Below are 25,449 nucleotides of genomic sequence, written 5' to 3' on the forward strand. Positions count from 1 at the left end.
TGCTAGTGTCCGGCGGTCGCTGGCCGCGACGCGTATCGAGGGAGCAACTATGACGAACACCCGCGCAGGAGGCCGTCGGCGGCCGCCTCAGAAGGAGGACGGTCCGCGTTCGCTCGACCGGTCCGCGCTTCAGGCGGAGCTCGATATGCGGACAAGCGGCCAGCGCCTGACGCCTGCGCAGCGCCGCATCGCGCAGTGTCTCGTCGAGCGCGGGTCTGAAATCGGATTCCTGTCGAGCACTGAACTCGCCGAGTTGGCGGGTGTTAGCCAGCCGTCGGTGACACGGTTTGCTATGGTGCTAGGCTTCGATGGCTATTTGGAGATGCGAAAGCACCTTCGCGGCGGCGTAGCCATGAACGAAGATGGCGTCGGCTCCGACAGCAACCGATATCAGACTGCTGTGCTCGCCGAAGTCGACAATCTCGAAGAGCTCGCTCGTGTCTTCGCCGACGCCGATGAGATCAACCGCATCGTCGATGCAATGGTCGAATCCAAACCTCTCGCCGTCGTGGGCTTGAGGATATCCACTGGGCTCGCGACGCAGTTCGAGTTCTATGCCTCCCGGATCCATTCGGATGTCCGGCTCATCGCCGATGGCGGCTCGATGACACAGGACCGACTTCAGCAGTGTCATCTAGCTGGCGGACGCACGGCCCTGTTCTTCATGCTGCCGCTTCATCCAAAGGAGACTGTGCAGGCGATCCAATTTGCGCGCGAACTCGGCATGCGGATTATTCTGGTGACTGATACCAGTTTCAGCAACGACGAAGGGTTGGCCGACTTTCTTCTCAAGGCGCGCGTCAACAGCCGCCTGCTATTCGATTCCTACGCGGCCTTCCAATTAATCGCTGCCGTTCTTCTGGATGCGATGTGCGCACGCATGAACGGAAAAGCGCAGCGCCGCCTCGAGACGATCCACGAATCGTCCAAAAAGCGCAGGGTCTTTCTCTGAGAAGTGGCATGCAGCGTGGCTGCCCTCAACCTGGAGCGCTGGTCGGGTCCGATGAGACTTGGCCCAATATGAATATGAATTTTCAGATGATCTGATTGTTGAATAAATCATTCAGAGCGGTTATGCCTTGTCGATCCGCGGAGGTGAGGCGATGGATCACTCTGAGACGAAGGGCGCTCGCAGCAATGCATACCGGGGACGGGATCGGCTCTATCTGAGCTGCGCGCCTGGAGCGCATTCTTGAGCAACCTCGGGCTGTTCGGCTTTGGCCCAGACGGATGGGGCGCCGTGCTGCTTGCAGGAGCCGCCGTTAGCATCGGCGCTGCCGTGTGCGGCCTTATCCTGGCCTCGCTAATCGGAGCGGCTGCCGCGCGCGCTAAACTGCTGGGCGGCCCCATCGCGCGAACGATCGCACAGACTTACACCACCGTATTGCGCGGCGTGCCCGATCTGCTCGTGATATTCCTGCTCTATTTCGGGAGCAGCTCGGTGCTCTCAAGCGTCGCTGGGTTCTTCGGCTACCACGGCTTCTTTGCTCTACCCGGGTTCATCGCAGGCGTCCTGGCCATCGGTATCGTTGCCGGCGCCCTGATGACCGAGGTGTTCCGTGGCGCGTTCCTTGCGGTCAAGCCAGGTGAGATAGAAGCTGCGAAAGCGTGCGGGATGAGCACGTTCCTACGCTTTCGTCGAATAATTGCGCCGCTCACCCTGAGGCACGCCCTCCCGAGCATCGGGAACGTTTGGCTCGGATTATTGAAGGGGTCTTCGCTGCTGTCGGCCACGGGCGTCGCCGAGTTGATGCGCCAAACTCAGATCGCGGCTGGTTCTACCCGGTTACCATTCGATTTTTATCTCGCAGCGGCGTTGATCTACATCGCATTGGCAGTCTCAAGCGGGCTGCTGATCCAGGCTGCCGAAAGACGCTACTCCCGTGGCTTCGTGAGGCGCTGATGGAAATCCAGTTCATCTTCGAGACGTTTCTCAGCTTGCTAGGCGGTGTGCCGCTGACAGTGCAACTTGCCGCGCTGGCGATACTGGGCGGCTTGCTGATCGGGCTTCTAGTCGCGGGGATGCGGCTCTCGGGCCATCGGGTCCTGATCTGGCCCGCCTGGCTATATGTCCAGATCGTCCGCAGCATCCCGCTGCTCGTGCTGATGTTCCTGATCTACTACGGACTCACCCAGTTCAGCTCGATCCGCGCAAGTTTCCTCTGGCCGATTCTACGCGAGCCATACTGGTGCGCTGTCATCGCCCTTGTGATCAACAGCTCCGGCTATGCAGCGGAAGTGATCCGCGGCGGGCTCCAGTCGGTTGGTCGAAACGAGATCGAAGCCGCTCGCGCGTGCGGTATGTCCGGCTTTCTGCTCTTGCGGCGGATTGTGCTCCCTCTCGCCATCCGGCAGGCGCTGCCGGCCTACAGCAACGAGATGATCGCCATGGTGAAGGCAACGTCGCTCGCTTCGCTCGTGACACTGATGGACGTGACAGGCATCGCTGCGTCGATCGCCTCTAGCAGCTACCGGCCGATCGGCGTGTTCGTCGCCGCTGGTGCCATTTATCTCGCACTGACCGCGGCGCTCACGCAGTCGGTCCGGCTCATGGAGTATCGGCTGACGCCTCATCTGCGGCGAGCAGCTCTCCCAGCCGATGCACAATAACGGACTGTTAGGATCACACTCCATGAAAACGGCAGTTCGCCTCGAAAACCTTCGTAAGCGCTTCGGCGGGCTCGAAGTGCTACGGGGCATCAATCTCGAGGCCTACGAGGGAGAGGTCGTTTCGATCTTGGGTTCCTCAGGCTCGGGAAAGTCGACCATGCTGCGCTGCATTAACATGCTGGAGATCCCAAGCGAGGGCTCCGTATCGGTGGCCGGGGAGCAGATCAAAATCGCTTCGGACGGCAAAGGGCGACCCACTGGGCTGGATACACGTCAGATCGATCGGCTGCGCTCGCGCATCGGCATGGTGTTCCAGAGCTTCAACCTCTGGCCCCACATGACGATCTTGCAGAACGTCATAGAGGCCCCTGTCCATGTTCTGAAGCGAAACAAAGCGGAATGCGTCGAAGAGGCCCGAGTCCTTCTCGACAGGGTCGGGATCGCCGACAAGGCGGATCAATACCCCGCCCACCTCTCCGGAGGCCAGCAGCAGCGGGCAGCCATCGCTCGCGCACTCGCCATGCGCCCGAGCCTGATGCTGTTCGACGAGCCTACGTCCGCTTTGGACCCCGAACTCGTCGGCGGCGTTCTGCGCGTCATTCGATCCCTGGCGGAGGAGGGCCGCACGATGCTCGTTGTGACCCATGAGATGGGTTTCGCAAGAGACGTATCGAGCCGGGTCGTCTTCCTGCACCAGGGCTCAATCGAAGCGGATGGGAAGCCGGAAGATATCTTCACCAAGAGTCAGTCGCCCCATTTTGAACAGTTCTTGGGGCGTTGAGCGCGGCCGAGGTCGCAAAACAAGAAAGGGGAATGCAATGAAAACCGCCACACTGCTCGTCGCCGGAACTTTTCTTGTCGCCGCCATTCCATGTGGTTTTGCGCAAGAACAGAAGTGGAAGGAAGTCCGCATCGTGACGGAGGGTGGCTTTCCTCCGTGGAACTACACCAAACCGGACGGCACTTTGGCTGGCTTCGAGATCGATCTGTTCAAGGACATTTGCGCGCGCATGAAAGTCAAATGCACGCTGACCGCGCAATCCTTCGACAGCATGATCCCTGCTCTGAATGCAGGGAAGTTCGACGCTATCGTCAACGACGTGTCGATAACGCCGCGGCGGGAGGAGGTCATTGCTTTCTCAATCCCGTATGCCGCGGTTTGTTATACCTTTGCGACAGCCAATCCCGATATCGCGAAGAAGCTCGGCAACGAGGACAAGATCATATCGCTCAATGACGAGGCGGCGACGAAGGCCGCGATGGATCCGATCAAGGCTCTGTTCAAGGACATGACGATCGGCACCCTTGCTGCTGGCGGATCGGTTGCTTTCGTCGAGACCTACTTCAAAGGTATTGCGCTGATGCGCCAGTATAAGACCCCCGAAGCGCGAGACATTGATTTGGTCGCCGGCCGGGTCGACGTGGTCGTAGGCGGAAAGGACACACTGGGCATTGCTGCCGCGAAGCCGGGCCGCGAAACGATGAAGACATTCGGACCGTGCTTCCAGGGCGGCGTCGTCGGAAAGGGCGCCGGCGTCGGCCTGCGTAAGCAAGACACCGATCTGAAAGCGATGTTCGACAAGGCCATTGCTGAGGCTCAGGCCGATGGGACGATTAAAAAGCTCGCCTTGCCAGTATTCGGCATGGACATAACGCCTCTCAATTGATCTTGCCTGATCGACACACGACCGGTCGGCACATGCCGGCCGGTGAAGATAACTAATGGGCGCGCTTAAGCGGCCCGCTCTGCGGAATTATCGAAGACACGGGTGATTTTCCATGATCAGCAAACAATCAGCTTATTTCGATGTGCCATGGGAAGATGTTTATGGGTATGCACAAGCGATCAAGGTTGGCGATACAATCTATGTATCTGGCCAGCTTAGCCATGATGAGAAAGGAGATCTCGTAGCGCCGGCGTCTCTCGATGGAAATGGATTGCCCATCGATTTCTCGATGATGGAACCGCAGATGCGAGCTACCTACGCCAACGCGGCCCGAATTCTGGCACGCTTCGGAGCGACGCTGGAAAACGTAGTTGAGGAGACGCTCTACGTGCTCGATGTGGATGCTGCATTCGCGGTGGCAGGTGCTGTGCGAAAGGAAGCCTACGGCGCTATCAAACCACGCTGTGCGAGCAATCTAATAGGCGTGTCGCGGCTGGCCTTCCGTGAGCAGCTCATCGAAATCACTTTCAGGGCGGTGGTTCAAGCTGCTCCTTGAGCATCATCTGCGGATGTGAGTCGAGAGCGAGAAGTCACCGTTAAGGGCGCAGCTGCCGAGGGCTAGTGAGCCACCAAGGTGGCCGAGAAGCGAAGCTTCACGGTGGCCGCGCTGGAGCTTGGGGTCACGCCCGCGGCGGTGAGTTGGACCGTTAAGCGGCTGGAGGAGCGGGTCGGTGCGCCGCTGCTGGCAAGAACCACACGCTCGGTGAACCTGACCGAGGCCGGGGCGCTGTTCCTGGAGCATGCCAAGGCGTCCGTTTCGCACGTCGCGGCGGCGTTCGAGGCCGCAAGGACCGTAGGCGAAAGGCCACGGGGCTTGCTGCGATTGAACCTGCCGTCCGTGGCGCGCCTGGCAGTGGAACCGGTGCTGGCCGGGTTCGCGGCCGCCCATCCGGACATCGAGCTGGAATTGGCCATCGAGGATAGCTTCATCGACATAGTCGCCGAAGGATACGACGCCGGCATTCGCATCGGCGAGACGATCGCGCAGGACATGGTCGCTGTCCGGCTCACGGACCCGTCGAGGATGACCGTCGCCGGCTCGCCCGCCTACTTCGCCGACCGCGGCATTCCCCTCCATCCCGAGCAGTTGGCCGAGCACAACTGCATCAACTTCCGGCAGTCCCAAGGGCAGCTCTATCGCTGGCAGTTTGCCGAGGAGCAGGATGGTGGCCAGGTGCGCGAGTTCGACGTCGCCGTGCCCGGCTCGTTGATCGTCAACGAGGCCGGCCTAAGCGTGTCGGCGGCGGTCTCGGGCATCGGCTTAGTCTACAACATCGCAATGAACGTGGCGCCGCAGGTCGCTCGAGGACAGCTGGCGCCCTGCCTGGAACGCTTCATGCCGATCATACCAGGGTTTTTCATTTACTTCCCGAGCCAAGCGCGGGAGCAGCCAAAACTGCGGGCATTTCTTGAACATAGCGTTTTTGCGGACTTTTTGACGTCTGGTCGGGGCAACTATCGCCTCCTTTTTTGGAAGGTTGCCGGTGTGCCCGCGTCTGCGATGGTCGAAAGTCGACGCCCAGCAGCGAAGGTCCGGTTCCTGGCAGAGCGCCAACGTCTGCACTTGGCGCTGCTCGGCTGCGAGCGGCTATCCTGCAGCGAGCGCATGTAGCTTCGCTCCCTATCAAATGGTTGGCGCCTAACGTCATGGCAACATTGTGCTCGATGCAGGGAGACGTCACGGTACAATACGCGATGCCAGCACCTGCATTGCCAGGCGACGAGCATGCATGAAGGTTCATTGTAGTGCTTTAGAGAGGGCGCGAAGGAGTGCGGTTTTCTCACGTCGAAGCCTTTCGCGCGGTCATGATAACCGGCTCCACTACAGCGGCGGCTCGGATCCTTCACACGTCGCAGCCGAATGTCAGCCGTTCAATCGCGCAGCTGGAAAAAGAAACCGGGCTTCAGTTGTTCGAGCGGATGCCGGGAAAAGTGGTGCCAACCACAGACGGCTTGTCGTTTTTCAACGAGGTTCAGCGCAGCTTCCACGGTATTCGGCGATTGGAGGAAGCGGCAAACCGGATCCGTCGGTTCAGCGGAGGCCTTCTCCGGATCGGATCGATTCAGACGTTGGCCCACGGCTTGATCCCTCGCTCGATCAAACGCTTTGCGGAGATTTATCCGGAAACCGGCATTTCGATCCATGCGGGGCACTCGGCAGCGGTGTCGCAATGGGTAGACGAAATGTCCTGCGATGTCGGAATCGTCTCGCACCTGTATGAGAATTACGGCTTTTCCAGCGAGCAGCTCTACTGCGTCGACGGAGTCTGCCTGATGCCGGCCGAGCATCGCCTAGCTGGTAAAGCGGCGGTGCGCCCGGCTGATCTCGCGGACGAGCCCTACATCTCCTTCGCGCAGAACGACCACGGCCGTTCGGACGTCGACGAGGTGTTCACGAAGGCGGGCATCGATCGGCGCATCACCCTGGAAACGCCGTTCAGCACGATCACCTGCTCGCTGGTGGCACAAGGGCTCGGCGTGGCGATCGTCAACCCGCTTGCGGCTCAGGACTACCGGCATCTGGGCGTCGTCATGCGCCCCTTCCGCCCCTCGATCAAACACGAAGCCCAGCTGATCTATCCGAAGGGGCGCCCGAAAAGCCGTTTGGCCGCTAGCTTCGTCGAGGTTCTCAAGGCGGTGACGATGGAAGAGAAGGCAGCGCTCAACGCTGCGCCGAAGCGCGGCGGAAGATAGAGCAATCTCGCCGAACCGGGCGTCGATGCGCTCCTGTATTTCGGTTGGAAAAGCCTCCAATGGCCCAAGGCAAAGTGCGGCAGGGCTATATCCTCAATGCATAGACCCTCGGCTTATTTCTATTTGCCATAATGAGATGCGGTTCATAGCCTGATTGCGCACGAGAACATGACGGGAGGAGAAATCGTCATCTCTCAGCTCAAAATAAAATATTCGGAGGGGTCATGAATCGCGTTCGTAATCTTTTTTTGGCCGGAGCTATGGCTTTTGCCCCTCCTGCACTGGCTCAGCAAACCATGTACGTCGCTGGACCTGGCGGCAGCACGCAAAAGCTTTTCCAAACCCAGATCATTCCTGAATTCGAAGCCAAGCATAACGTAAAGATTACCTACGTCCCTGGGATTTCCAGCGAGATCGTTGCGAAGCTGCAAGCTCAAGCCGGCAAGCAGGAGATCAATATCGCCATTGTCGATGACGGGCCGCTCTATCAGGCCATCCAGTTCGGATATTGCGACAAGCTGACCGACGCTCCCATCTACAAGGAGATCTATCCCTTCGCCCAATTCGGCGGCAACGGCATCGGTATCGGGTTGGTGGCGACCGGGATCGCCTACAACGCCGCGAACTACAAGAAGAAGGGCTGGTCGGCGCCCGCCTCCTGGAAGGATCTGACCGACAAGAGGCTTGAGGGACGCGTCACGGCCTCCTCGCTATCCGGCACCTACGGTGTGCATACGCTCGTGATGTTCGCTCGCATCAACGGCGGCGACGAGAGCAATATCGAGCCCGGCTTCGACTCCATCCGCAAATCGCTGGCGCCGAACATTCTGAGCTGGTCCTCCTCGCCCGCGAAGCTCGCGGAGATGTTCCAGAACAACGATGTCGACGTGGCCGTTTGGGGCAGCAGCCGCGCGATCGCGCTTAAGAATACCGGCTTCCCGATGGAGTTCGTGTATCCGAAGGAAGGGACGCCTGCGCTCGTGCTCGGCGCTTGCCCCGTGGTCCAGAACAGTCTTCCTGAGGCGTCGCAGGCTTTCCTGCAATACCTGGTCACGCCTGCGATCCAGGCCAAACTCGCCACGGAAGGCTTTGGCCCCACCAATCGCCAGACCAAGCTCGACGACAAGCTGGCCGAACAGGTTCCCTACGGCGACGAGCGTGTGGGCAGGATGATCTCGGTCCAGTGGAGCGAGATCAACAAGAAGCGGGCCGAATGGACCAATCGCTGGAACCGCACGATCGAGAGATAGGGCGCGAGCGCCAATCTCCGCAGTTGTCGAAGCGAAGGCTCCATTCGAAATGAGCAGTTTGTCTCTGCGTGCCCTGTCGAAGAGCTATGGCCCGGTCCACGCCGTTCGGGACATGAACCTAGACGTCAAAGAAGGCGAGTTCCTGTCCCTGCTTGGCCCTTCGGGCTGCGGTAAGACGACGACCCTGCAGATGGTGGCGGGCTTCGTCCCGCCGACGACGGGGAGCATCGTGGTCGATGGCCACGAACTGACCAGCATCGCCCCGGAAAAGCGTGACATGGGGGTGGTCTTCCAGAGTTATGCACTCTTCCCCCACATGAGCGTGGCCCAGAACATCGGCTTCGGCCTTGAAATGCGCCGGGTCGAGCGTGGCGAGCTGAAACGCCGGGTCGAAGAAGCTTTGGCGATGGTTCGCCTGGCTGGCCTCGAGGGCCGCTATCCCAGCGAACTCTCCGGTGGGCAACGCCAGCGTGTCGCGATCGCCCGTGCTCTGGCGATCCGGCCGCGCGTCCTGCTTCTGGACGAGCCGATGTCAAATCTCGACGCCAAGCTCCGCGGCGAAATGCATGTCGAGCTCCGGTCCTTGCAGCGGCGGCTCGGCATCACCGCGATCCTGGTTACCCACGATCAGGTCGAGGCGATGACGATGAGCGATCGGATCGCCGTCATGACGAATGGCGGCATTGCGCAGCTCGGCACACCGCAGGAGGTGTACGACAGGCCGACCTCGGAATTCGCTTCACGGTTCCTGGGCCATACGAATGTGCTGAGCGGGCGGGTCGAAAAGCGCGCCGGCGACGAGGCGACCGTCAAGGTCGGCCCCGTATCATTCCGAACGAAGCTCGCAAAAGACCAGATTGGTCCTGAGATCGCAGTTTTCATCCGTCCGGAGCGCCTCCGCCTGGGCTCCCCGGACGAGGCCACCTTGCGAGGACTCGTCGGCACCCGCCTTTTCCTGGGCGGCTCGTGGATTTACGAGATTGAGACCGAGCTCGGATCGCTTCGGATCACCCAACAAAACATCGGTGCATTGCAACCCGAGGAGGGCGAGCCGGTCGGGGTGAGCTGGAACGCCGACGACCTGCGCATCATCGCGACGGAGGGCTCCCATGGCTAGCTCTGTCGCTCACACCGGCCGCGGCACGCCTTGGCTCCTCTCGCTGCCGGCGCTTGCGCTTTATCTCGCGCTGCTGGCCGTCCCGCTCGTCCTGACGGCGATCCTGTCGTTCAATGCCTTCGACGGCATGCGCGGCATCCAGCAAACTTTGGGCTGGGGCAACTATCTCGAGATTCTCCTCGACGGCTACTACCAGGAGATTTTCCTCCGGACGGGCGGAATGGCGCTCGCCGTGACGGTGATCTGCATTGTTCTCGGCGTGCCCGAGACCTTGATCCTGGCCAAGATGAAGCCGGTCTGGCGCGGCACCTTCTTTGTTGTCATCCTCGGGCCGCTGCTGATCTCAGTTGTCGTGCGCACGCTGGGCTGGTCGGTCCTGCTCGGCAGTCAGGGGCTCGTGAACACGGCGCTGCGATCGCTCGGGCTGGTCGACGAGCCGATCCGGCTGCTGTTCTCGATGACGGGCGTCGTCATCGTCCTGACGCATGTCTTCTTGCCCTTCATGATCATCGCGGTGTGGAGCGCCATGCAGCGCCTCGACGGCCAGATCGAGCACGCGGCTCGCTCGCTCGGGGCCGGCCCTTTCACGACCTTCCGCCGCATCATGCTGCCGCAGTTGATGCCCGGCATCCTGTCCGGAGCCATCATTGTCTTCGCATTGGCGGCGTCGGCTTACGCCACCCCCGCAATCATCGGTGGGCGCCGGGTGAAGGTCGTCGCGACCACGCTCTACGACGAGTTTTTCAATTCGCTCAACTGGCCGCTTGGAGCCGCCATCGCGGTGCTTCTGCTGCTCGCCAACGTGCTGATCATCGTCGGGTGCAACCGTATCGTCGAGCGGCGTTTCAAGCAGGTGTTCGCATGAGCGGTCGAGACATCGGAAAAAATGGGCCGCTTGCGCTGATCTTCCACGCGTTGCTCACCATGTTCATCCTCGCCCCGTTGGTCGTCGTGATGCTGGTCTCGCTGTCCGACAAGGAATACCTGTCGATGCCGTTCGACGGCGCGTCGCTACGCTGGTACCGGGAAATTCTGGCAGCGCCTGAACTGATCAGCGCGTTCTGGCTGTCGATCTGGCTCGGCCTTGCTTCGGCGACGCTGGCGACCATCCTCGCCGTTCCCGCGGCGCTCGCCATCGCCCGTCATCGGTTTCTCGGACGTGACGCGTTGATGGCGTTCCTGATGTCGCCTCTGATGATCCCACATGTCGTACTCGGGGTCGCCTTCCTGCGCTTCTTTTCGATCATGGATTGGACCGGCTCGTTCGTGGCCCTCGTGCTGGTCCATGCGATCACCATCGTTCCGTATTCCCTGCGGCTGACGCTCGCCGCCGTGATCGGGCTCGAACGCGACGCAGAGGCCGCCGCCCGATCGCTCGGTGCGTCGCGAACGGTCGCCTTCCGTCGGATTCTCCTGCCGCTCATCCTGCCGGGCGTGGCGGCGGGATGGATACTCGCCTTCATCCAGAGCTTCGACGAGGTCACGATGACCATTTTCGTCGCAACTCCGGGAACCACGACGCTGCCCGTCGCGCTCTACAACCGCATATCCCAGTTGACCGATCCGGTGACGACTTCGGTCTCCACCATTCTGATCCTGGGAACGATGGCCTTCATGTTCATTCTCGACCGCATAGTCGGCCTGGACAGGGTTCTCATCGGAAAGAAGTAGCCGAAACGACCGTCCCGATCGGCCGCCTTCATCGGCGCCGACAGGATAGTTGCGCCCGAAATATCAAATGAAAGCCGGCCTGGACCGGAGTTGCGGACATGAGCAACCAGACGATGACGGTGGTAGGGGGCGGCCTTGTCGGTGCCGCCATCGCCTACGGTGCGCTACGGGCCGGAATGCGCGTGCGTGTGCTCGACCAGGGAGACACTGCCTTTCGGGCCTCCCGAGGCAACTTTGGACTAGTCTGGGTTTCGAGCAAGGGCGGCAAGATGCCCCGCTATGCGAGCTGGAGCCGAGACGCACTGAAGCTCTGGCCGAACCTGCAGAAGGAACTGGTCGATCTGACCGATGTCGACGCCGGTCTCGAACAACCGGGTGGATTCTGGCTGGGCTTCAACGATGCCGATGTGAGGGCACGCGCCGATCTTCTGGAACGGATAGATCGTGAGGTCGGCGGCATTCCCTTCAAGATGATGGCCCCCTCGGAGCTGCGGCAGTACCTCCCTGGGATTGGCCCGGCGGTCGTGGGGGGAAGCTACTGTCCGCTCGACGGCCACGCGAACCCACTGATGCTCTTGCGCGGTCTGCATGCCGCGCTTCGGCACCGCGGAGCCGAAGTGATCACCGGCGTGGACGTTGCGGAAATCCGGCACCATCGCGACAATGGTTCTTTCGAAGCCGTCGCGAAGGACGGCCAGAATTGGAAGAGCGACCGGATCGTGCTTGCGGCGGGCCTCGGCAACGCCGGCCTGGCCTCGCAGGTCGGTCTGCACGCGCCGATTGCCTCCACCCGCGGCCAGGTGCTGATCACCGAGCGGCTGAAACCGTTTCTCGACTATCCTACGAACAAGTGCCGGCAGACACGCGAGGGCAGTGTCCAGATCGGCTCCACCTCTGAGGATGTCGGCCTCGACGATGGCACGACGACCGACAAGATCGAGGTGCTAGCCCGCCGCGCGGTCGAAACCTTCCCGGCCCTGGCGCGCGCGCGCCTGGTCCGGGCGTGGGGGGCCCTGCGACCGCTAACCCCGGACGGCTACCCGATCTACCAGGAATCGGCGTCCTGCCCCGGGGCCTTCCTCGCCACCAGCCATAGCGGCGTCACCCTCGCAGCCGCCCATTGCTACGTGGTTGGCCCCTGGATGGCTGGGCTCTCGCAGGCGCCGGCCGGCTTCGAAGTATTCACCGGCGACCGCTTCCTCGACCCCGCTGCGAGCTTCAGCCATGACCATTGAGCCGCTCTTCACCGTTCCGCATGCGCCGACGAACGCCTCGGTCACCATCATGTTCGAAGGCTCGCCGCTGCGGGTTCCGGCCGGTATCACTGTCGCCGCGGCTCTGCTCGTCGGCGGCGTCAGGGAATTCCGGTCGAGCGTCGTCGGCGGTGTTCCGCGCGCCCCCTATTGCATGATGGGCGTCTGCTTCGAATGCCTCGTGGAGATCGACGGGGTGCCGGCGCGGCAAAGCTGCCTGATCCCTGTCCGTGAAGGGATGGTCGTCACGCGCCAGTGCGGTGCGGCCCATCTCGACGAATTCAGCTTCGGAGAAGAGCTATGAGCGCAACTGCGGCGGATCTCGTCGTCGTCGGCTGTGGACCAGCAGGCATGGCTGCGGCCTGCGAAGCGCGCTCCCAGGGGCTCTCGGTGATCGTTCTCGATGAGCAGCCTGCGCTCGGCGGCCAGATTTACCGCAGCATCGAAACCGCCCCCCCCGATCGCGTCGCGGTTCTCGGCAAAGATTACGCAGCCGGACGCAGTCTCGCGACCGAGTTCCGGGACAGCGGCGCCGAGCATCTGCGCGGAGCCGTCGTCTGGAATGTCGCGCACTCCGGCGCCGTGGATTACGTCCTGGACGGACAATCGCGACAGATCGCCGGCAAGTCCGTGCTGCTGGCGAGCGGCGCCATGGAACGGCCCTTCCCGATCAAGGGGTGGACGCTTCCCGGCGTTCTGGGGGCGGGGGCGGCGCAGATCCTGCTGAAAGGTGCGGGTGCTCTGCCGAGCGGGCCGGTCGTGCTGGCGGGCTGTGGGCCGCTGCTCTACCTCCTCGCCTGGCAGTACCTTCGCGCCGGCGTGGCGATCGCGGCCATCGTCGATACGACGGAGCGGTCGGGTTATGTCGGTGCCGCCCGGCACGCTCTCGGTGCCGTGCGCGGCTGGCGCGACCTCGCCAAGGGCCTCAAGCTGATTGCGACGCTACGTAGGCATAGCGTCAGGTTCTATTCGGGCGCGAGCGAGCTCGCGATCGAGGGCGAGCGGCAAGCCGAGGGCCTCTCCTTTCTCCATCGCGGTCGGCGGGTAACGCTGCCTGCTTCGCTGGTCCTGCTGCATCAGGGCGTCGTGCCGAATACGCAGCTGTCGTGGTCGACGGGTGCGGCCCATCGCTGGGACGACGAACAGCTGTGCTGGTTGCCCGAGACGGACCGTTGGGGCCGGCTGGGCGAAACGCCGATCTACGTTGCAGGAGACAGCCGGGCGATCATTGGTGCGCAGGCCTCGGCAACCCAGGGAAGGCTGGCGGCGCTCGCCATCGCGGAACATGCCGGCCGCGACGTCGATGCCCGCCGGCGTGCAGCATTGATCGACCAGTTCGAACGGCAAAGTCATATCCGGCGCTTCCTGAACAAGCTCTACCGACCGGCCGATGCGAACCGCATCCCACGCGACCCTGCGGTCATCGTCTGCCGCTGCGAAGAAGTCACCGCTGGACAGATCCGCGGCCATGTCGAGCTTGGCTGCCGCGGCCCGAACCAGACCAAGGCGTTCGGCCGCTGCGGAATGGGCCCCTGTCAGGGGCGTCTGTGCGGACTGACGGTGACGGAGATCATCGCCGAGGCGCGCGGCGCGCGCCCTGACGACGTGGGCTACTACCGCATCAGGGCGCCGATCAAGCCGGTCATGCTCGGCGACTTCGTCGATTGAATTCCCGTCCCCCATTTCACTACAAGGAGAAGGCCATGACCGACATCGTCCGCATCGAGACCGACCCGCGCCGCAGTCGGGTCGTCGTCTACAACGGAGTCGTCCATGTCGGCGGCATGACTGCTGATGACCGCAGCCAGGACATCAAGGGGCAAACCAGGCAGACGCTTGAGAAGATCGAGCAGTTCCTCGCCAGGGCCGGCACCGACAAGAGCCGACTTCTCACCGCCCAGATCTGGATCAAGAACCTCGCCCGGGACTTCGAGGGTATGAACGAGGTCTGGAACGCATGGACTGCGCCGAATGCGGCACCGACGCGCGCGACGGCGCAATGCGAGATGGGGGCGCCAGACGTTCTCGTCGAGATCATCGTGACGGCCGCGGCCGGCCGGTAGTCTGCCGAACCGGGCGCGGAGAGACGGGCCATGAAAATCGCCGAACTGCGAACCTATGTGCTCGCAGATGCCAACAAGCACTATCTCTTTGCGGCGATCCAGACGGATAGGGGCCATGTCGGCTTCGGTGAAGCGACGCTGGACCATCGCTGGCCGTCGGTTGCTGCGGGCATCGAAGAAGGGTTTCGTGCCATCGCAGGGCAGGACCCGACCGCTGTCGCGAAGCACTGGGCGATGCTCAAGGACAAGGTCTATTGGAGCGAGGGCGCCAGCAGCATGGCTGCCCTCGCCGCAATCGATCAAGCGCTTTGGGACATCACCGGCAAGGCCTATAGCCTGCCGGTACATAAGCTCTTGGGCGGTGCCGTGCGGGATCGCGTCGGCGTCTATCTCAATCAGTGGTGGGCCGGATACCGGTCGACGGAAGAGCTGCTCCGGAAGGCGCAGGACGCTGTTTCGCGCGGCGCGACCGCTCTGAAATGGTATCCGTTCGGGACTCCCGATCAGCTCCAGTATCGCGTTCGACAGCACGACGTACCGAGAGCGGTGGCAGAGGTGCAGGCGGTCCGCGGAGCCGTCGGCCCGTCGATCGGGCTGATGGTCGATCTCTGGCGCCGGCTCGACTGGGCCTCGGCGGCGCAGTTCTGCGCCGGCGTGGCCGATTGCGACCTCGTCTTTGTCGAGGAACCGACCGAGTTCCAAAGTGCGGAAGCGCTGGCGAGACTGTCGGCCACCACGCGGACCCGAATCGCCTTTGGAGAAAGGCTGCATTCCCGTCGGCAATTCGCGGAGATTATCGAGCGACAGGCGGTCGGGCTGGTGCAACCCTCGATCATTCGTGTCGGCGGGCTGACCGAAGCCGTCAAAATCGGCAACGCGGCCGAGACCTACAACATCGGCGTCGCGCCACATAATCCGCATGGCCCGGTCGCGATCGCAGCCTCGGTGACGTTGGCCTCACTGCTGACGAATTTCGTGATCCTCGAATCCTACGAGAACGACAATCCACCCTCGCGCAGCGGTTTCGTCCGACAGGGGCCTATGATCGAAGGAGACGGCTATCAGGTGCCGGAAGCATCCGGGCTTGGCGTTGAAATCGACGAGATCGCGCTGGCAGATTTAGCGATTACAAAGAGGACGGTACGCGCCTGATAATGAGACAGGAGAAAGCTGCTCTCAGCGGCTCCTCACGAATGTCTGCTTCGGGGCGATGTACAAGCTTCCGCTTTTGGCGCAACGCTACCTTCAGACTTGCGCTTCGAATGACTCGCCTTCGAGCATCGCCACCGTCTTGATTGAATTTGGTAAGGTCATTGCTTTGGCAGTCGCTTCGCCTGCTCTTGGCTGGCGCGTGCCAAGAGAGCCTCTAGCTCTGCAATGACCGTTGGCGGTAATCGCAGAGCTATATTCGCTTCTGCCTCGGTTGCGAAGGTGATCACAGAATCCTGTATGGGGTCTGAACTGACCTCGATTCTCATGACTCCGACGATCGGAATCTCGATGGCCTGCTTTTTGACCATGTTGGCGCTACCGGTGCTGGTGGCCTCACCCAGGCAGGCGAAGCTTACTACTTAGGCCGTGGGTTAGTCGACCTGCAGGTTATCGGCCGAGGACTTGCCAGAGCGCTTGTCCGCAACGACCTCATAGGAAATCTTTTGGCCGTCGCGCAGCTCCCGCAGGCCAGCACGCTCGACAGCACTGATATGGACGAACACATCCTGGCCGCCGCCATCGGGCTGAATGAAACCGTACCCCTTCGTCGCGTTAAACCATTTCACAGTCCCGGTAGCCATCGATGCCCTCCCTAGTGGGACCGCAAGAATGGCTGCCGTCCATTCGCGTTGCAAGCTGCCCGACTTTGGATCGGTTCGCTGAGAAAGCCTGGTTCGCCTCAATGTTCTAAAGCCCGCGCCCCCAGCTCGGTCTAGCAGAAGGATGTCCGCTTCCTGGCGAGGCTCCAATGTCGGCAAATGGCGCTTTTAGCCCGCCGAATCTTAAGGGACAGCGCTTTACTGCCGCCCCCACTGCTTACCTACGTATACCGGGCTTACCCCGAGTGTTGCGATCGTCAGTTTCGGTTTGCGATGAGCTGGAGGCGATCGCCGATTGGACCGCGAAGCTTCTCGGGGCAGTCCGCATGCAGCCGAGGCAACTCGAATTCTTGGGTGCCGAGCGCCTCCACCGGCACACCATTGGTCATCATCCAAAGCTGGGCTTCCCAGCAAAACTCGATCGGATCAGGCGATTGTCGAGGACCTAGGCGGCAAGGTCGTGGAGACCTGCTGCTGGGAGTTCATGTTCCTGATACCAGTGGTCTTCGAACATTCGGGCGCAGCCTGCCTGACCAACTTCGGCGGCCTATTCATGGGTATCCAGGGAGATGGCGTTCGGTGGATTGGGCGCTGCCATAACAGCGGTCGATCGCCGTTGCTTCCTGCATGCCCAGGCGTTCGGTCCAAGCGCTGACAATGCTGGTCGTCAATTGTCTGACAACGCCTCAGTCAACACGTTGATCAGCGCCCTCAGGCCGGATGAAACGTGACGCCTCCCTGAGTAAGAGACACAGTCGAACTGGGCATATTCGGTGCCTCGATCCTGTCAGTCATGGTCAGGTGCCGGACGGGGCGGTCAGTGGCCGGAGGTCTCGTGGATGAACTTGAACAGGAATACCGCCGCGATGATCCACACTACCGGATGCACCTGCCTGGCGCGGCCGGTCAGAAGCTTCAGAGCGGCATAGCTGATGAAGCCGAAGGAGACACCGTTGGCGATCGAGTAGGTGAAGGGCATCAGCAGCGCCGTGACACAGGCCGGGATCACCTCGGTCGTGTCCTCCCAGTCCAGATCGACCAAGTCGTGCAGCATCAGGCAGGCAACGTAGAACAGCGCCGGCGCCGTGGCATAGGCCGGCACGGAGGCTGCGAGCGGCGAGATGAACAAGCAGGCCAGGAACAGCGCCGCGACCGTCACGGCGGTAAGGCCGGTGCGCCCGCCCTCCTGCACGCCCGACGCGCTTTCGAGATAGGCCGTGGTGCTGGAGGTACCCAGCAGCGAGCCAAGGAAGATCGCGCTGCTGTCGGCCATCAGCGCCTTGCTCAGCCTGCCCTCGCGCTCCGGCGTCAGCAGCCCGGCGCGCCGGGCGACGCCCATCAGCGTCCCGGTGGCGTCGAAGAGCTCGACCAGGAAGAAGACCAGCACGACGTTTAGGATGCCGCCGGAGAACGCCGCCTTGACGTCGAGCGCAAGGAAGGTCGGCTCCAGCGAGGGCGGCATCGAGACTACGCCCTTGAAGCTGTTGCCGGCGAAGCCGAAGCTCAGCACCGTCACCGTCATAATGCCGATCAGCAGCGCACCCTTGACCTCAAGCACCGAGAGCACGGCGACGATAATGAAGCCGATCACCGCCAACACCACCTCGGGCTTGTGCAGGTCGCCGAGCGTGACCAGCGTCGCCTGGCTGCCGGCGATGATGCCGGCATTCTTCAGCGAGATGATCGCGAGGAACAGGCCGATGCCAACGGTGATCGCGATGCGCAGCGAATGGGGGATGCCGTTGACGATGATGTCGCGCAGCCGGAACAGCGTCACCAGCAGGAAGAGCGCGCCGGAGATGAACACCGCACCGAGCGCGGCCTGCCAAGTGTAGCCCATGCCCAGCACGACTACATAGGCGAAATAGGCATTGAGCCCCATGCCCGGCGCGAGCGCGATCGGGTAGTTGGCATAGAGGCCCATGATCAGCGTGCCGACGGCGGCGACGAGGCAGGTGGCGACAAAGACCGGCCCCTGGGGCATGCCGGCCGCGCCCAGGATCGCCGGGTTGATAAAGATGATATAGGCCATGGTCACGAAGGTCGTGACGCCCGCCAGCACCTCCGTCCTGACGTCGGTGCCGTGCTCCTTGAGCGCGAAAAACCTGTCGAGCATGTCAGCTCATCCCCCTCTCGATAAAACACGGCGTCGTCGCAGGCGGTATCGGTCTCAGCCGAGCGCTCCGCAAGCGGGCCAAGCGCATCGTGCACCGGTCGGCGGAGCCTAGCGGTATGAGAGAGCCATCCAACGATTGGGGTGGCCGGGATGGTCCCGCTGGCGGGCCGGGCCGGCAGAATGTCGTCGGATCGAGGCCGGTTCCCCGAAGGGATCGGTACCACAATGGCCGAGTTGATTGTACACATCGCTTCGGCTCTTGAAATTTCCGATTGCAGAACGCTACGCTGCCAGCGCGGCAGCATGGCTGCTGGCCCGAAAGCGCTCGATGGCGAAGATGGATCCAGAATCTGACGGACCGCCCGTCAGTAAGGCGAATGCCCGGACTCGTCCCCGCCAGCACGCGCTTTCTCCCGCTCTCCTGGCGCGCGTCTTCCATCAGCCTTCGCTGATCTACTTCAATGCGGTGGCCGAATGCCTGTCTGTCCGCGGCGCCGGGCGGCGGCTCAACATCGCCTCTTCCGCGGTGACGCGCCAGATCGCGCAGCTCGAGGATGCGCTCGGCCTGGCGCTGTTCCAGCGCGACAGGCGCCGGCTCAAGCTCACGCCGGCGGGCGAGATCCTCTATCGCCACGCCCGCCGCCTGACCATCCCGCTGGAGGCGGCAATTTCCGAGCTCGACCTGTTGCGCGGCCTCAAGACCGGTACGGTGAGGGTCGCCAGCGTCGAGAGTGTCGGCATTTCCTTCCTGCCACAGCTCGTCGCCGACTTCCGCCAGCGCTATCCGCGTCTGCATCTCGACGTCTCGGTGGTGACCTCGACCGACGTGATCGCGCGGCTTGCCGACGAGCGCGCCGACATCGGCTTCGGCTTCGTCGCCAAGCCCTCCGCGCAGATCGAGGTGGCGGTCCGGCGAGATGTCCGGATCGGCGTGGTGATGCGCCCTGACCACCCACTCGCCTCGGAACCCGAACTGACGTTGGCCGCCTGCATAGCGCACCCGTTGGCGGTGGCGAAGCCGGAAATCTCGATCCGCGATGTAATCGAACCATTTCTGCAGCAATCGGCGCTGGTTCCGCCTCCGCTGGTCGAGGTCGATTCCATCCGCATGCTGGTGGAACTCGCCCTGATCGGCGGCTACGCCTCGGTGATGACGCCAATCGGCGTGCAGAACGAGGTTAGGAGCGGCGCCCTGGTGTTCCGCGCTCTGGAAGATCCCGGCTTGCCGACGAACCGCTTCGGCCTGATGGTCCGTGCTGGAAAGAGCCTGCATTTGGCACCGGCCGTATTCTATGATCACGCTAAGTATCATTTCAGCTCGCTGGAACTGCCCGGCGAGGTCCAGTGGTGACGACGCTCGCCGATTTTTCCGACATTCGAGTCCGCTGCGTCCGGCGGAGCGCCCACGATCGCAAAGCCCGGTCAAAGCTTCCTGCCGACCTGCCGCCTTGGAGCTGACCGCGGTCATCGCGTCGTATTCAGGCTCCGAGGTCTCGGCCATCAGCTTCTTCAGGACCTTGCCGACGGTTCGGCCGGCTGGGCCGAGAACTGGGAATGGCTCGAGTACAGCGCCCTGCGGACCCGGCCGACGCACGCGCGTCGCCGTCAACAGCGTTATAGCCTACATTGCCTATTGCCTCGCCGGCCTCGACCTCATCCAGATCCCGGCCTATGACGTCAGGCGCCACGTGGAGAGCGGGGAACTCGTCGAGGTCATGCCGGGGCATCGCGCCCAACCTATGCCGATGATGCTGCTCTATCCGCACCGCCAGCATTATCCCGCCTCCTTCAGGTCTTCGCGGATTGGCTGGACGAGTTGGTGAGGCGCGAACTGCTGCCGGCCTCGCCGATGGAGCGGACCGGTTGAGCGCACGGAGCCCTATCTGGAAGAGGCACGACGTGGCGCCGGCGCCAAACGCCCTCAACTGGCCTTGCTCTCAGCCGCGATGAAGCCCTTCCTGCGCAGGCTGTCGAGCGCCCGGGGCACGTGCGCGCGGGCCGCTTCCTCGATCTGCTCCGGCTCCTTCAGCGCCTCGCCACCCTTCACGAAGGCCAGATGACCGGTCGCAACGTCCTCGACCAGCCCGACGACGAGCCTCTCGCCGTCGCGGGTTCCGTCGAGCAGCCTGGCGACGAGGACCTCGACGATGTCGAGCAGGACGAGCTCATGCAGCAGGTTGCAGGCGGACACGCTCGCGCCGCCGGCCAGCAAGGCCAGCCCCGCACGGATCTGCGCCGGCACGCCGGGCTTCTCCGGCAGGCTCGCCGCCACGCAGGGCGGCGCCTTGCGGATGCGGACATAGCCCTTGATTAGCAGGTCCTCAAGGAAGGCGCTCACCTGATCCCTAACCGCGGCCGCTTCCGTGCCGATCCGCTCTGCGGCGCGCTCCGCGAGCTCGTCGAGCGACAGCGCCGCCGGAAAGGCAGAGTCGAGCTCCGCGGCCACCGCCTTAAGCGGCGGCGCGCTCAATCTGGCGACGCCGTTGCGCAACAGCTTGAACTCCTGCGGCGATGCGTCCGTGGTCGCCGAGCCCTCGCTAGCAAAGAGGCCGGAGAAATGCAGCTTGCTCAGGCGCTCGCCGTCGAGCCGGCGGCGGATCTCGCCGCTGCGGCCCCGATGGGCCAGAATGGTCTGGCGAAAGCTCCGGTTCGAGACGAAGTCGAGATATTGCTCGAGGTCGACCTGGCTGGAGCCGAGTTCCTTCAGCAGCGGCTCGCTGACCATCTCACCATAGTTGTGCACGAACATCGTATGGGGCTCGGCCTCGGCCACGTAGGTCAGGCCGGCAGCCTCCGCTCGGGCGACGAAGTCGCGGAAATAGCAGGGCGCGTTGAACGGCTCGAGGAACTCATGCTGCAGATAGGACGAGTTGCCCGAGGCGATAATCGGGCGAACCTCGTCGAGCGCCGCCTTCAGCACGCTGCCCTGCGGGATGGTAGCGTCGAGGAAGTCGAGCATGCCGCGGGCATAGGGCAGCCGCTCCGCCACGGCGCGCGGGCCTCCGCGCAGCATCATCGCGTCGCGGGCGACCTCGCGCGACTTCCAGCCCGGGTAGGTGTTGTAGCTGACATAAGCGAGCCCGTCCTCGGCGAGGTTCTCGCAAGCGATGCGCAGGATCTCCTGCTGGACCTGCTCGGGCACCCAGCTATAGACGCCGTGACAAATGATATAGTCGAACGTACCGAAGGTGCGGTCTACCGCGCTGAGGTCCATGTGCCGGAGGTCGATATTTCTGATCCCGACCGCAGCGATCGCCCTCTTGCCATTCTCGACCTGGACGCACGAGAGGTCGACACCGACGACCTGCGCGTCGGGATAGCGGATCGCCAGTGGAATTAGGTTTCCGCCCGCCGCCGCGCCGAGTTCGAGCACGCGGGCCGTCTCGACGGCTGGCGCATTGAGTCCGAACAGATGCGCCACCGACTGCAGATGTTCCGGCGAGGTTTGCGCAAATGGATGCGATTCATAGGGCGCCTCATCATAATAGGATGCAAGCGCGTCCAGGCCGGAATGTCCCATCTGATTTGGCCTCAGTCGGCTACGGTTGAGTTGACTCGCCGCTCAGCCAGCGATGCGGTTTCCCGCCGATCGGCGGGGCTACCCAGAACAGGCAAAGCGGCTGCGGGACGTGCGTCCGGTTGGCCTCATTCACAGCGCATGGCCATGAGAAGCGGCGCCTCTTCAGCCTGTGACGTCGCGCGCGAAAGGACAGCTTCCAATTCAGCGATCGCGCTGGCGAGCTCACTCTGCTGCCCGCGCAGCAATTCGAGCTGCTCCGCTATCTGGCCATGGCTCAGGTAAAGCCCGTCCACACCCATCAAATTCCTCTTCGCCGGCGAACTCGATTTCTTCTCTTCGGCGAGCATCTTGCGGATCTCGGTGAGGGTGAAGCCAAGCTGCTTGCCCTTCAGGATCAGCGCCAGGCGCGCCCGATCGCCGGCGGAGTAGAGCCGCTGCGTGCCGGAGCGGACAGGCGAGAGGAGGCCTCGAGACTCGTAGAAGCGCAGCGTCCGGAGTGTCACTCCGAAATCGCACGCAAGATCTCCAATCGTTGAGATAGGTGACTTGTAGTCAGGGCGAGGAAAATCGGGCTCGGAGCGTAATTTATTTATGTAGTCGTCGCCCTCTTCAATTATCGTGCATTCACCCATGAGCTCACCTCGCTGATTTCACCTCGGGTGATCGATGTCAATTATGTTTCTGCGAGCTAATTCTTTGCTTGCGCTCCCCTGGCGACTGTGACGATGACGCACCCACCGGCATTCGACAGGAAAATGACATTGGCGCCGGCCTTGGTCGTCGCGATCGGCACATTGACGAGTTTCACCGCCTGCTCATTGGCAAGACCGAGGCTTTGTACCGCGAGGTTGCAAGGCTGTGTGCTCGGCACGACGCGCACGAGGTTACCCTCGCAGCCGCCCTGCACCGGTGCAGCGAAGACGATGCTGGCGCCGCTCGAAAGGGTCGAGTCGCTCTTAAAGGCCATGCCGACGATCGACTGGATCGAGTGCGCATCGGCCTGCTGCTGACTCCACTGCGACATCGCCATGTACTCGTCGCTGGCCGCTGCGGCCTTGCCAAGCTCGGAGAAGGTGCCGGCGCAGGTCTTGAGCTTGGCCTGGTCGACATGGGCCTCAAAGGGTGTGGACGAAGCACCGGGCTTAGAGGTGTCGGCGGCAGGCTGAGTCTGTTGCTGCGCCGGCTGTTGCGGCCGCGCCGGCGGCGTGGCAGGCCGGCGCGACGGGCGCTGAGACGAAGACGGGTCGGACGAACCCGAGTTCGACGACGCATTCTGCGCCAGCGCCTGAATCTCCGGCTCGAGCAGTGCGAACAATCCAGCGGCGATTGCGATCACGATCAGCGCGCCGAGAGCCGGAATGCCATAGTAGCGGAACTTATTGCCCAAATGCGTCATCTCTGTTTACGCCTCTCATTGCAGCGAAGCCTCGACGGCCTCCTTGAAACCGGCGGCGCGAAACGCCGCCTGGAGGGTCACAGTCCGAAGCTGATAGCGATAGGGATAGGGAAAGATGCCGGGCGGAGGGGCAGCCGTATAGCTGAAATGGATGTCCCGGCCTTCGCGCAACGCCATGATGTCGTTGCTGGTCAAGAGCCAGAACATCTGGCAGCCGGCGGCGATGCACAACCGCGCCGCCAGCCGCGTCGTCTCCAGCATCTCGCCCCGTGGCCTCCCCCGGCCCCCCTTCCTATCGGTGCGAGTAGGCTGCGCCGGCACGATCGTCGCGATGACCAGCGGCTCAGTCGCCACCATGCCGAGCCCGGTAGTGATCAGCGCCGCCGGGCGGCCGTTGTCGGCGGTCGAGATCACGATGTCGGCGATAGGCCGGTTCAGCTGGTCGAAAGCGCGACTGCGGAGGCTGCAGAAGCGTTGTCGAAAACGCTTGACCTCATCACAAACACTGACCCAGTTACCGAATATCGTCCGCGAGCGCGTGACCTCGCCCTCGCGAAAAGCTTCGTGATCTATCGCCGGGCTCTCCAATACCGTGCGAGGCTGCTGCGCAAGCGCGGACGTCGCCGCAAGCACCAACAAGCCCACTCCCAGGATGACGCGCTCTCCCCTGATTCCGATAAACGCGGATCTCACGAGAAGGAAAATCATCCTGTGTCTCCCGAACCAGTTAGGCCGCCTAAATAGCCGCGCAGTTTATTGCGCAAGGTTCGTACAGAGACATCGAGCATATACGCCGTATGCGTGCGGTTCCCATTACAATGTCGCAGGGTATGAAGGATCAGATCACGCTCGACCTCATCGATGCTACGGCCAACAAGCGCCCGCACGGCTCCATCTCTCACCTGCGGAGAGAGCCCTTCACTACGCTTAAAAAATCGACCGACAATCACATCGACTAACAGATGCTGATCAGTGGTAGCGAGAACAATTCCGTCCTCTGCATCACTCTCCCTGAACAAGAAGACTCCAGTATCGTGATCCAGCTCGATCACCGCAGCCCGACCAACCCTGAGATGTGAGATCGGCGTCTCCCGCAAGGCGATGGAGCAGCCGATGTCACCCATGTGCTCGGCCAGCTCCCGCGACAGCAGCTTCAAGCGCTCACAGCTGGCCGTAGCCTCACGCGTCGGCGTTGGCGCCTCCACTGAACGAGATTGCGTGAGCGTGCCCTCGGCAGAGCGCGAAGACCCGTCGAAGCGTCGGAAGCTGGCAAGGACACCGTGCAAGCCGTAGGCCCCGAAATACCTCGCGCTCTCGCTCATAGCAGCTCCCTTGCGCGCCATCCGAGATAGCCGGCCGCCAAAGCGGCCGCAAAAGTGGCAATAGCCGTCTCCAGTGCTCCAGCCAGAATGAAGCCGACAAGCGCGCCCGAAATCGCCGACATGCCCGCAAGCACGACCGCTGCGCCCCTATCGAGGGAAGCGTCGAGATCGTCCGCTGCGGAGCCGGAGGAAATGCAACGCTGATCCGCGAGGTCGGTGTTGCCGTCATAAGGAGAGGTCATCCGCGCCACTCCCAACAACGCCAAATCCCATCGACATCGCGATGGTCGCTATCAGGACATCCGTCCCCATTTCGGCCGTGTCGCTCACACAAGCAGCCGCAAAACACAGGCTCCTGACCTGCCGATGGAGCAATCGGTAAGCGGAAGAGTTCCATAGTGCCTCCCTAGGTGCACACTCTGCGCTTGATGGTGCATTGGTTGGCTGAGCCACCGCACTGGTCCAGCGCCAATCGTTCGGCCTCGTCCCAGCGCTCACGCGAGCGAGCGGTTGCGCGGCGGCCATCCTTGCCGACCGCGACTACGCCACAGGAGTGGATCTGCCGCGGGTCCGAAAGCGCTTCGCCATAGCGTGCGCGCCAGAAACTCGAGCGATTCTCCATCGCCACCACGATCTTGCAGCCGCTCCCGCCTGCATCCCGGCAGAAGCGCAGCGCCCTTTCGGCGGCTTCGCGCGGCGTCGGCGCACCCCAGTCGAAAGCCTCGATCTCGTTGTCATTCGAGAGTGCGATCGCGCCGAAAATATCGGCGAAGATCGGCGCAGGCGGCTCGGCCTTGCGGCTCGGCAGGTCGGCTGCATAGGCCGCCATCCCGCCCGTAAGCGCCAGGCCGAACAGAGCCGCGCCGACGCGGATCATCGTCATCGCCATAGTGTCATCT

At 62.6% G+C, this 25,449-nt stretch carries 26 protein-coding genes and 2 pseudogenes; 19 read left to right on the top strand and 9 right to left on the bottom strand.

Annotated elements, in window-relative coordinates; genetic code table 11:
* The first annotated feature begins 49 nt into the window (after positions 1–49).
* The 17 genes from VGV58_RS23755 to VGV58_RS23835 all read left to right on the top strand — a co-directional run bounded on the left by VGV58_RS23755 (position 50) and on the right by VGV58_RS23835 (position 15,537).
* Complete coding sequence (locus tag VGV58_RS23755; protein ID WP_326876520.1) at positions 50–952, top strand: MurR/RpiR family transcriptional regulator; 903 nt, start codon at positions 50–52, stop codon at positions 950–952.
* A gap of 240 nt (positions 953–1,192) precedes the next feature.
* A complete protein-coding gene (locus tag VGV58_RS23760) occupies positions 1,193–1,903 on the top strand; it encodes an ABC transporter permease (RefSeq protein WP_326876521.1) in 711 nt (236 codons plus the stop codon).
* Positions 1,903–2,610, top strand: a complete 708-nt coding sequence (locus VGV58_RS23765; protein ID WP_326876522.1) for an ABC transporter permease — start codon at positions 1,903–1,905, stop codon at positions 2,608–2,610. The genes VGV58_RS23760 and VGV58_RS23765 overlap by 1 nt, the downstream gene beginning before the upstream one ends.
* 22 nt (positions 2,611–2,632) lie before the next feature.
* A complete protein-coding gene (locus VGV58_RS23770; protein ID WP_326876523.1) occupies positions 2,633–3,391 on the top strand; it encodes an ABC transporter ATP-binding protein in 759 nt (252 codons plus the stop codon).
* A gap of 37 nt (positions 3,392–3,428) precedes the next feature.
* A complete protein-coding gene (locus VGV58_RS23775; RefSeq protein ID WP_326876524.1) occupies positions 3,429–4,277 on the top strand; it encodes a transporter substrate-binding domain-containing protein in 849 nt (282 codons plus the stop codon).
* A 112-nt stretch (positions 4,278–4,389) separates the two neighbouring features.
* Positions 4,390–4,833: a RidA family protein gene (locus VGV58_RS23780; protein WP_326876525.1), complete on the top strand. Its 444-nt coding sequence runs from the start codon at positions 4,390–4,392 to the stop codon at positions 4,831–4,833.
* Between the two features lie 78 nt (positions 4,834–4,911).
* A complete protein-coding gene (locus VGV58_RS23785) occupies positions 4,912–5,949 on the top strand; it encodes a LysR family transcriptional regulator (RefSeq protein ID WP_326876526.1) in 1,038 nt (345 codons plus the stop codon).
* A gap of 158 nt (positions 5,950–6,107) precedes the next feature.
* Positions 6,108–7,031 carry a LysR substrate-binding domain-containing protein gene (locus VGV58_RS23790; RefSeq protein ID WP_326876527.1) on the top strand — a complete coding sequence of 308 codons (924 nt, stop codon included), beginning with the start codon at positions 6,108–6,110 and terminating at the stop codon, positions 7,029–7,031.
* 224 nt (positions 7,032–7,255) lie between these two features.
* On the top strand, positions 7,256–8,281 hold the full coding sequence (locus VGV58_RS23795) for an ABC transporter substrate-binding protein (protein ID WP_326876528.1): 1,026 nt from the start codon (positions 7,256–7,258) through the stop codon (positions 8,279–8,281).
* A 49-nt stretch (positions 8,282–8,330) separates the two neighbouring features.
* Positions 8,331–9,398 carry an ABC transporter ATP-binding protein gene (locus tag VGV58_RS23800; protein ID WP_326876529.1) on the top strand — a complete coding sequence of 356 codons (1,068 nt, stop codon included), beginning with the start codon at positions 8,331–8,333 and terminating at the stop codon, positions 9,396–9,398.
* Positions 9,391–10,263, top strand: coding sequence for an ABC transporter permease (locus VGV58_RS23805; protein ID WP_326876530.1), 873 nt, complete (start codon positions 9,391–9,393; stop codon positions 10,261–10,263). The genes VGV58_RS23800 and VGV58_RS23805 overlap by 8 nt, the downstream gene beginning before the upstream one ends.
* A gap of 11 nt (positions 10,264–10,274) precedes the next feature.
* Positions 10,275–11,069 (top strand): ABC transporter permease, encoded by a 795-nt coding sequence (locus tag VGV58_RS23810; protein WP_326876791.1) that lies wholly within the window; start codon positions 10,275–10,277, stop codon positions 11,067–11,069.
* A 98-nt stretch (positions 11,070–11,167) separates the two neighbouring features.
* On the top strand, positions 11,168–12,304 hold the full coding sequence (locus VGV58_RS23815; protein ID WP_326876531.1) for an NAD(P)/FAD-dependent oxidoreductase: 1,137 nt from the start codon (positions 11,168–11,170) through the stop codon (positions 12,302–12,304).
* Entirely contained in the window at positions 12,294–12,626 is a 333-nt protein-coding gene (locus VGV58_RS23820) for a (2Fe-2S)-binding protein (RefSeq protein WP_326876532.1), read from the top strand. Before VGV58_RS23815 ends, VGV58_RS23820 begins: the two co-directional genes overlap by 11 nt.
* Complete coding sequence (locus VGV58_RS23825; RefSeq protein WP_326876533.1) at positions 12,623–13,990, top strand: FAD/NAD(P)-binding oxidoreductase; 1,368 nt, start codon at positions 12,623–12,625, stop codon at positions 13,988–13,990. Before VGV58_RS23820 ends, VGV58_RS23825 begins: the two co-directional genes overlap by 4 nt.
* 35 nt (positions 13,991–14,025) lie before the next feature.
* Positions 14,026–14,385, top strand: a complete 360-nt coding sequence (locus VGV58_RS23830; protein WP_326876534.1) for a RidA family protein — start codon at positions 14,026–14,028, stop codon at positions 14,383–14,385.
* Positions 14,386–14,415: 30 nt separating this feature from the next.
* Entirely contained in the window at positions 14,416–15,537 is a 1,122-nt protein-coding gene (locus tag VGV58_RS23835) for a mandelate racemase/muconate lactonizing enzyme family protein (RefSeq protein ID WP_326876535.1), read from the top strand.
* Positions 15,538–15,968: 431 nt separating this feature from the next.
* On the opposite strand, the gene VGV58_RS23840 is transcribed toward VGV58_RS23835, so the two are convergent.
* Entirely contained in the window at positions 15,969–16,178 is a 210-nt protein-coding gene (locus VGV58_RS23840) for a cold-shock protein (RefSeq protein ID WP_326876536.1), read from the bottom strand.
* 835 nt (positions 16,179–17,013) lie between these two features.
* Positions 17,014–18,312 (bottom strand): NCS2 family permease, encoded by a 1,299-nt coding sequence (locus VGV58_RS23845; RefSeq protein ID WP_326876537.1) that lies wholly within the window; start codon positions 18,310–18,312, stop codon positions 17,014–17,016.
* Positions 18,313–18,649: 337 nt separating this feature from the next.
* Between VGV58_RS23845 and VGV58_RS23850 the strand changes: the two genes are divergently transcribed.
* Both VGV58_RS23850 and VGV58_RS23855 read left to right on the top strand, forming a co-directional pair.
* Positions 18,650–19,663 (top strand): LysR family transcriptional regulator, encoded by a 1,014-nt coding sequence (locus VGV58_RS23850; protein ID WP_326876538.1) that lies wholly within the window; start codon positions 18,650–18,652, stop codon positions 19,661–19,663.
* Positions 19,664–19,831: 168 nt separating this feature from the next.
* Positions 19,832–20,179, top strand: a pseudogene (locus tag VGV58_RS23855) (LysR substrate-binding domain-containing protein); the annotation flags it as partial.
* 54 nt (positions 20,180–20,233) lie between these two features.
* Here VGV58_RS23855 and VGV58_RS23860 read toward each other — a convergent pair.
* From VGV58_RS23860 to VGV58_RS23890, 7 genes and pseudogenes are all read right to left on the bottom strand, one after another.
* Positions 20,234–21,733: a class I SAM-dependent methyltransferase gene (locus tag VGV58_RS23860; protein WP_326876539.1), complete on the bottom strand. Its 1,500-nt coding sequence runs from the start codon at positions 21,731–21,733 to the stop codon at positions 20,234–20,236.
* 224 nt (positions 21,734–21,957) lie between these two features.
* A complete protein-coding gene (locus VGV58_RS23865; RefSeq protein ID WP_326876540.1) occupies positions 21,958–22,464 on the bottom strand; it encodes a MerR family transcriptional regulator in 507 nt (168 codons plus the stop codon).
* Between the two features lie 56 nt (positions 22,465–22,520).
* Positions 22,521–23,228, bottom strand: coding sequence for a hypothetical protein (locus tag VGV58_RS23870; RefSeq protein WP_326876541.1), 708 nt, complete (start codon positions 23,226–23,228; stop codon positions 22,521–22,523).
* A 15-nt stretch (positions 23,229–23,243) separates the two neighbouring features.
* Positions 23,244–23,936, bottom strand: a complete 693-nt coding sequence (locus VGV58_RS23875) for an invasion associated locus B family protein (RefSeq protein WP_326876542.1) — start codon at positions 23,934–23,936, stop codon at positions 23,244–23,246.
* Positions 23,933–24,112, bottom strand: a pseudogene (locus VGV58_RS23880) (helix-turn-helix domain-containing protein); the annotation flags it as partial. The gene VGV58_RS23875 and the pseudogene VGV58_RS23880, both read right to left, overlap by 4 nt.
* Positions 24,113–24,546: 434 nt before the next feature.
* On the bottom strand, positions 24,547–24,792 hold the full coding sequence (locus tag VGV58_RS23885; RefSeq protein WP_326876543.1) for a hypothetical protein: 246 nt from the start codon (positions 24,790–24,792) through the stop codon (positions 24,547–24,549).
* A gap of 164 nt (positions 24,793–24,956) precedes the next feature.
* On the bottom strand, positions 24,957–25,439 hold the full coding sequence (locus tag VGV58_RS23890; protein ID WP_326876544.1) for a DUF4189 domain-containing protein: 483 nt from the start codon (positions 25,437–25,439) through the stop codon (positions 24,957–24,959).
* Between the last annotated feature and the right edge of the window lie 10 nt (positions 25,440–25,449).

The organism is Allobosea sp. (genome assembly GCF_035944895.1).
Classification (GTDB): domain Bacteria; phylum Pseudomonadota; class Alphaproteobacteria; order Rhizobiales; family Beijerinckiaceae; genus Allobosea.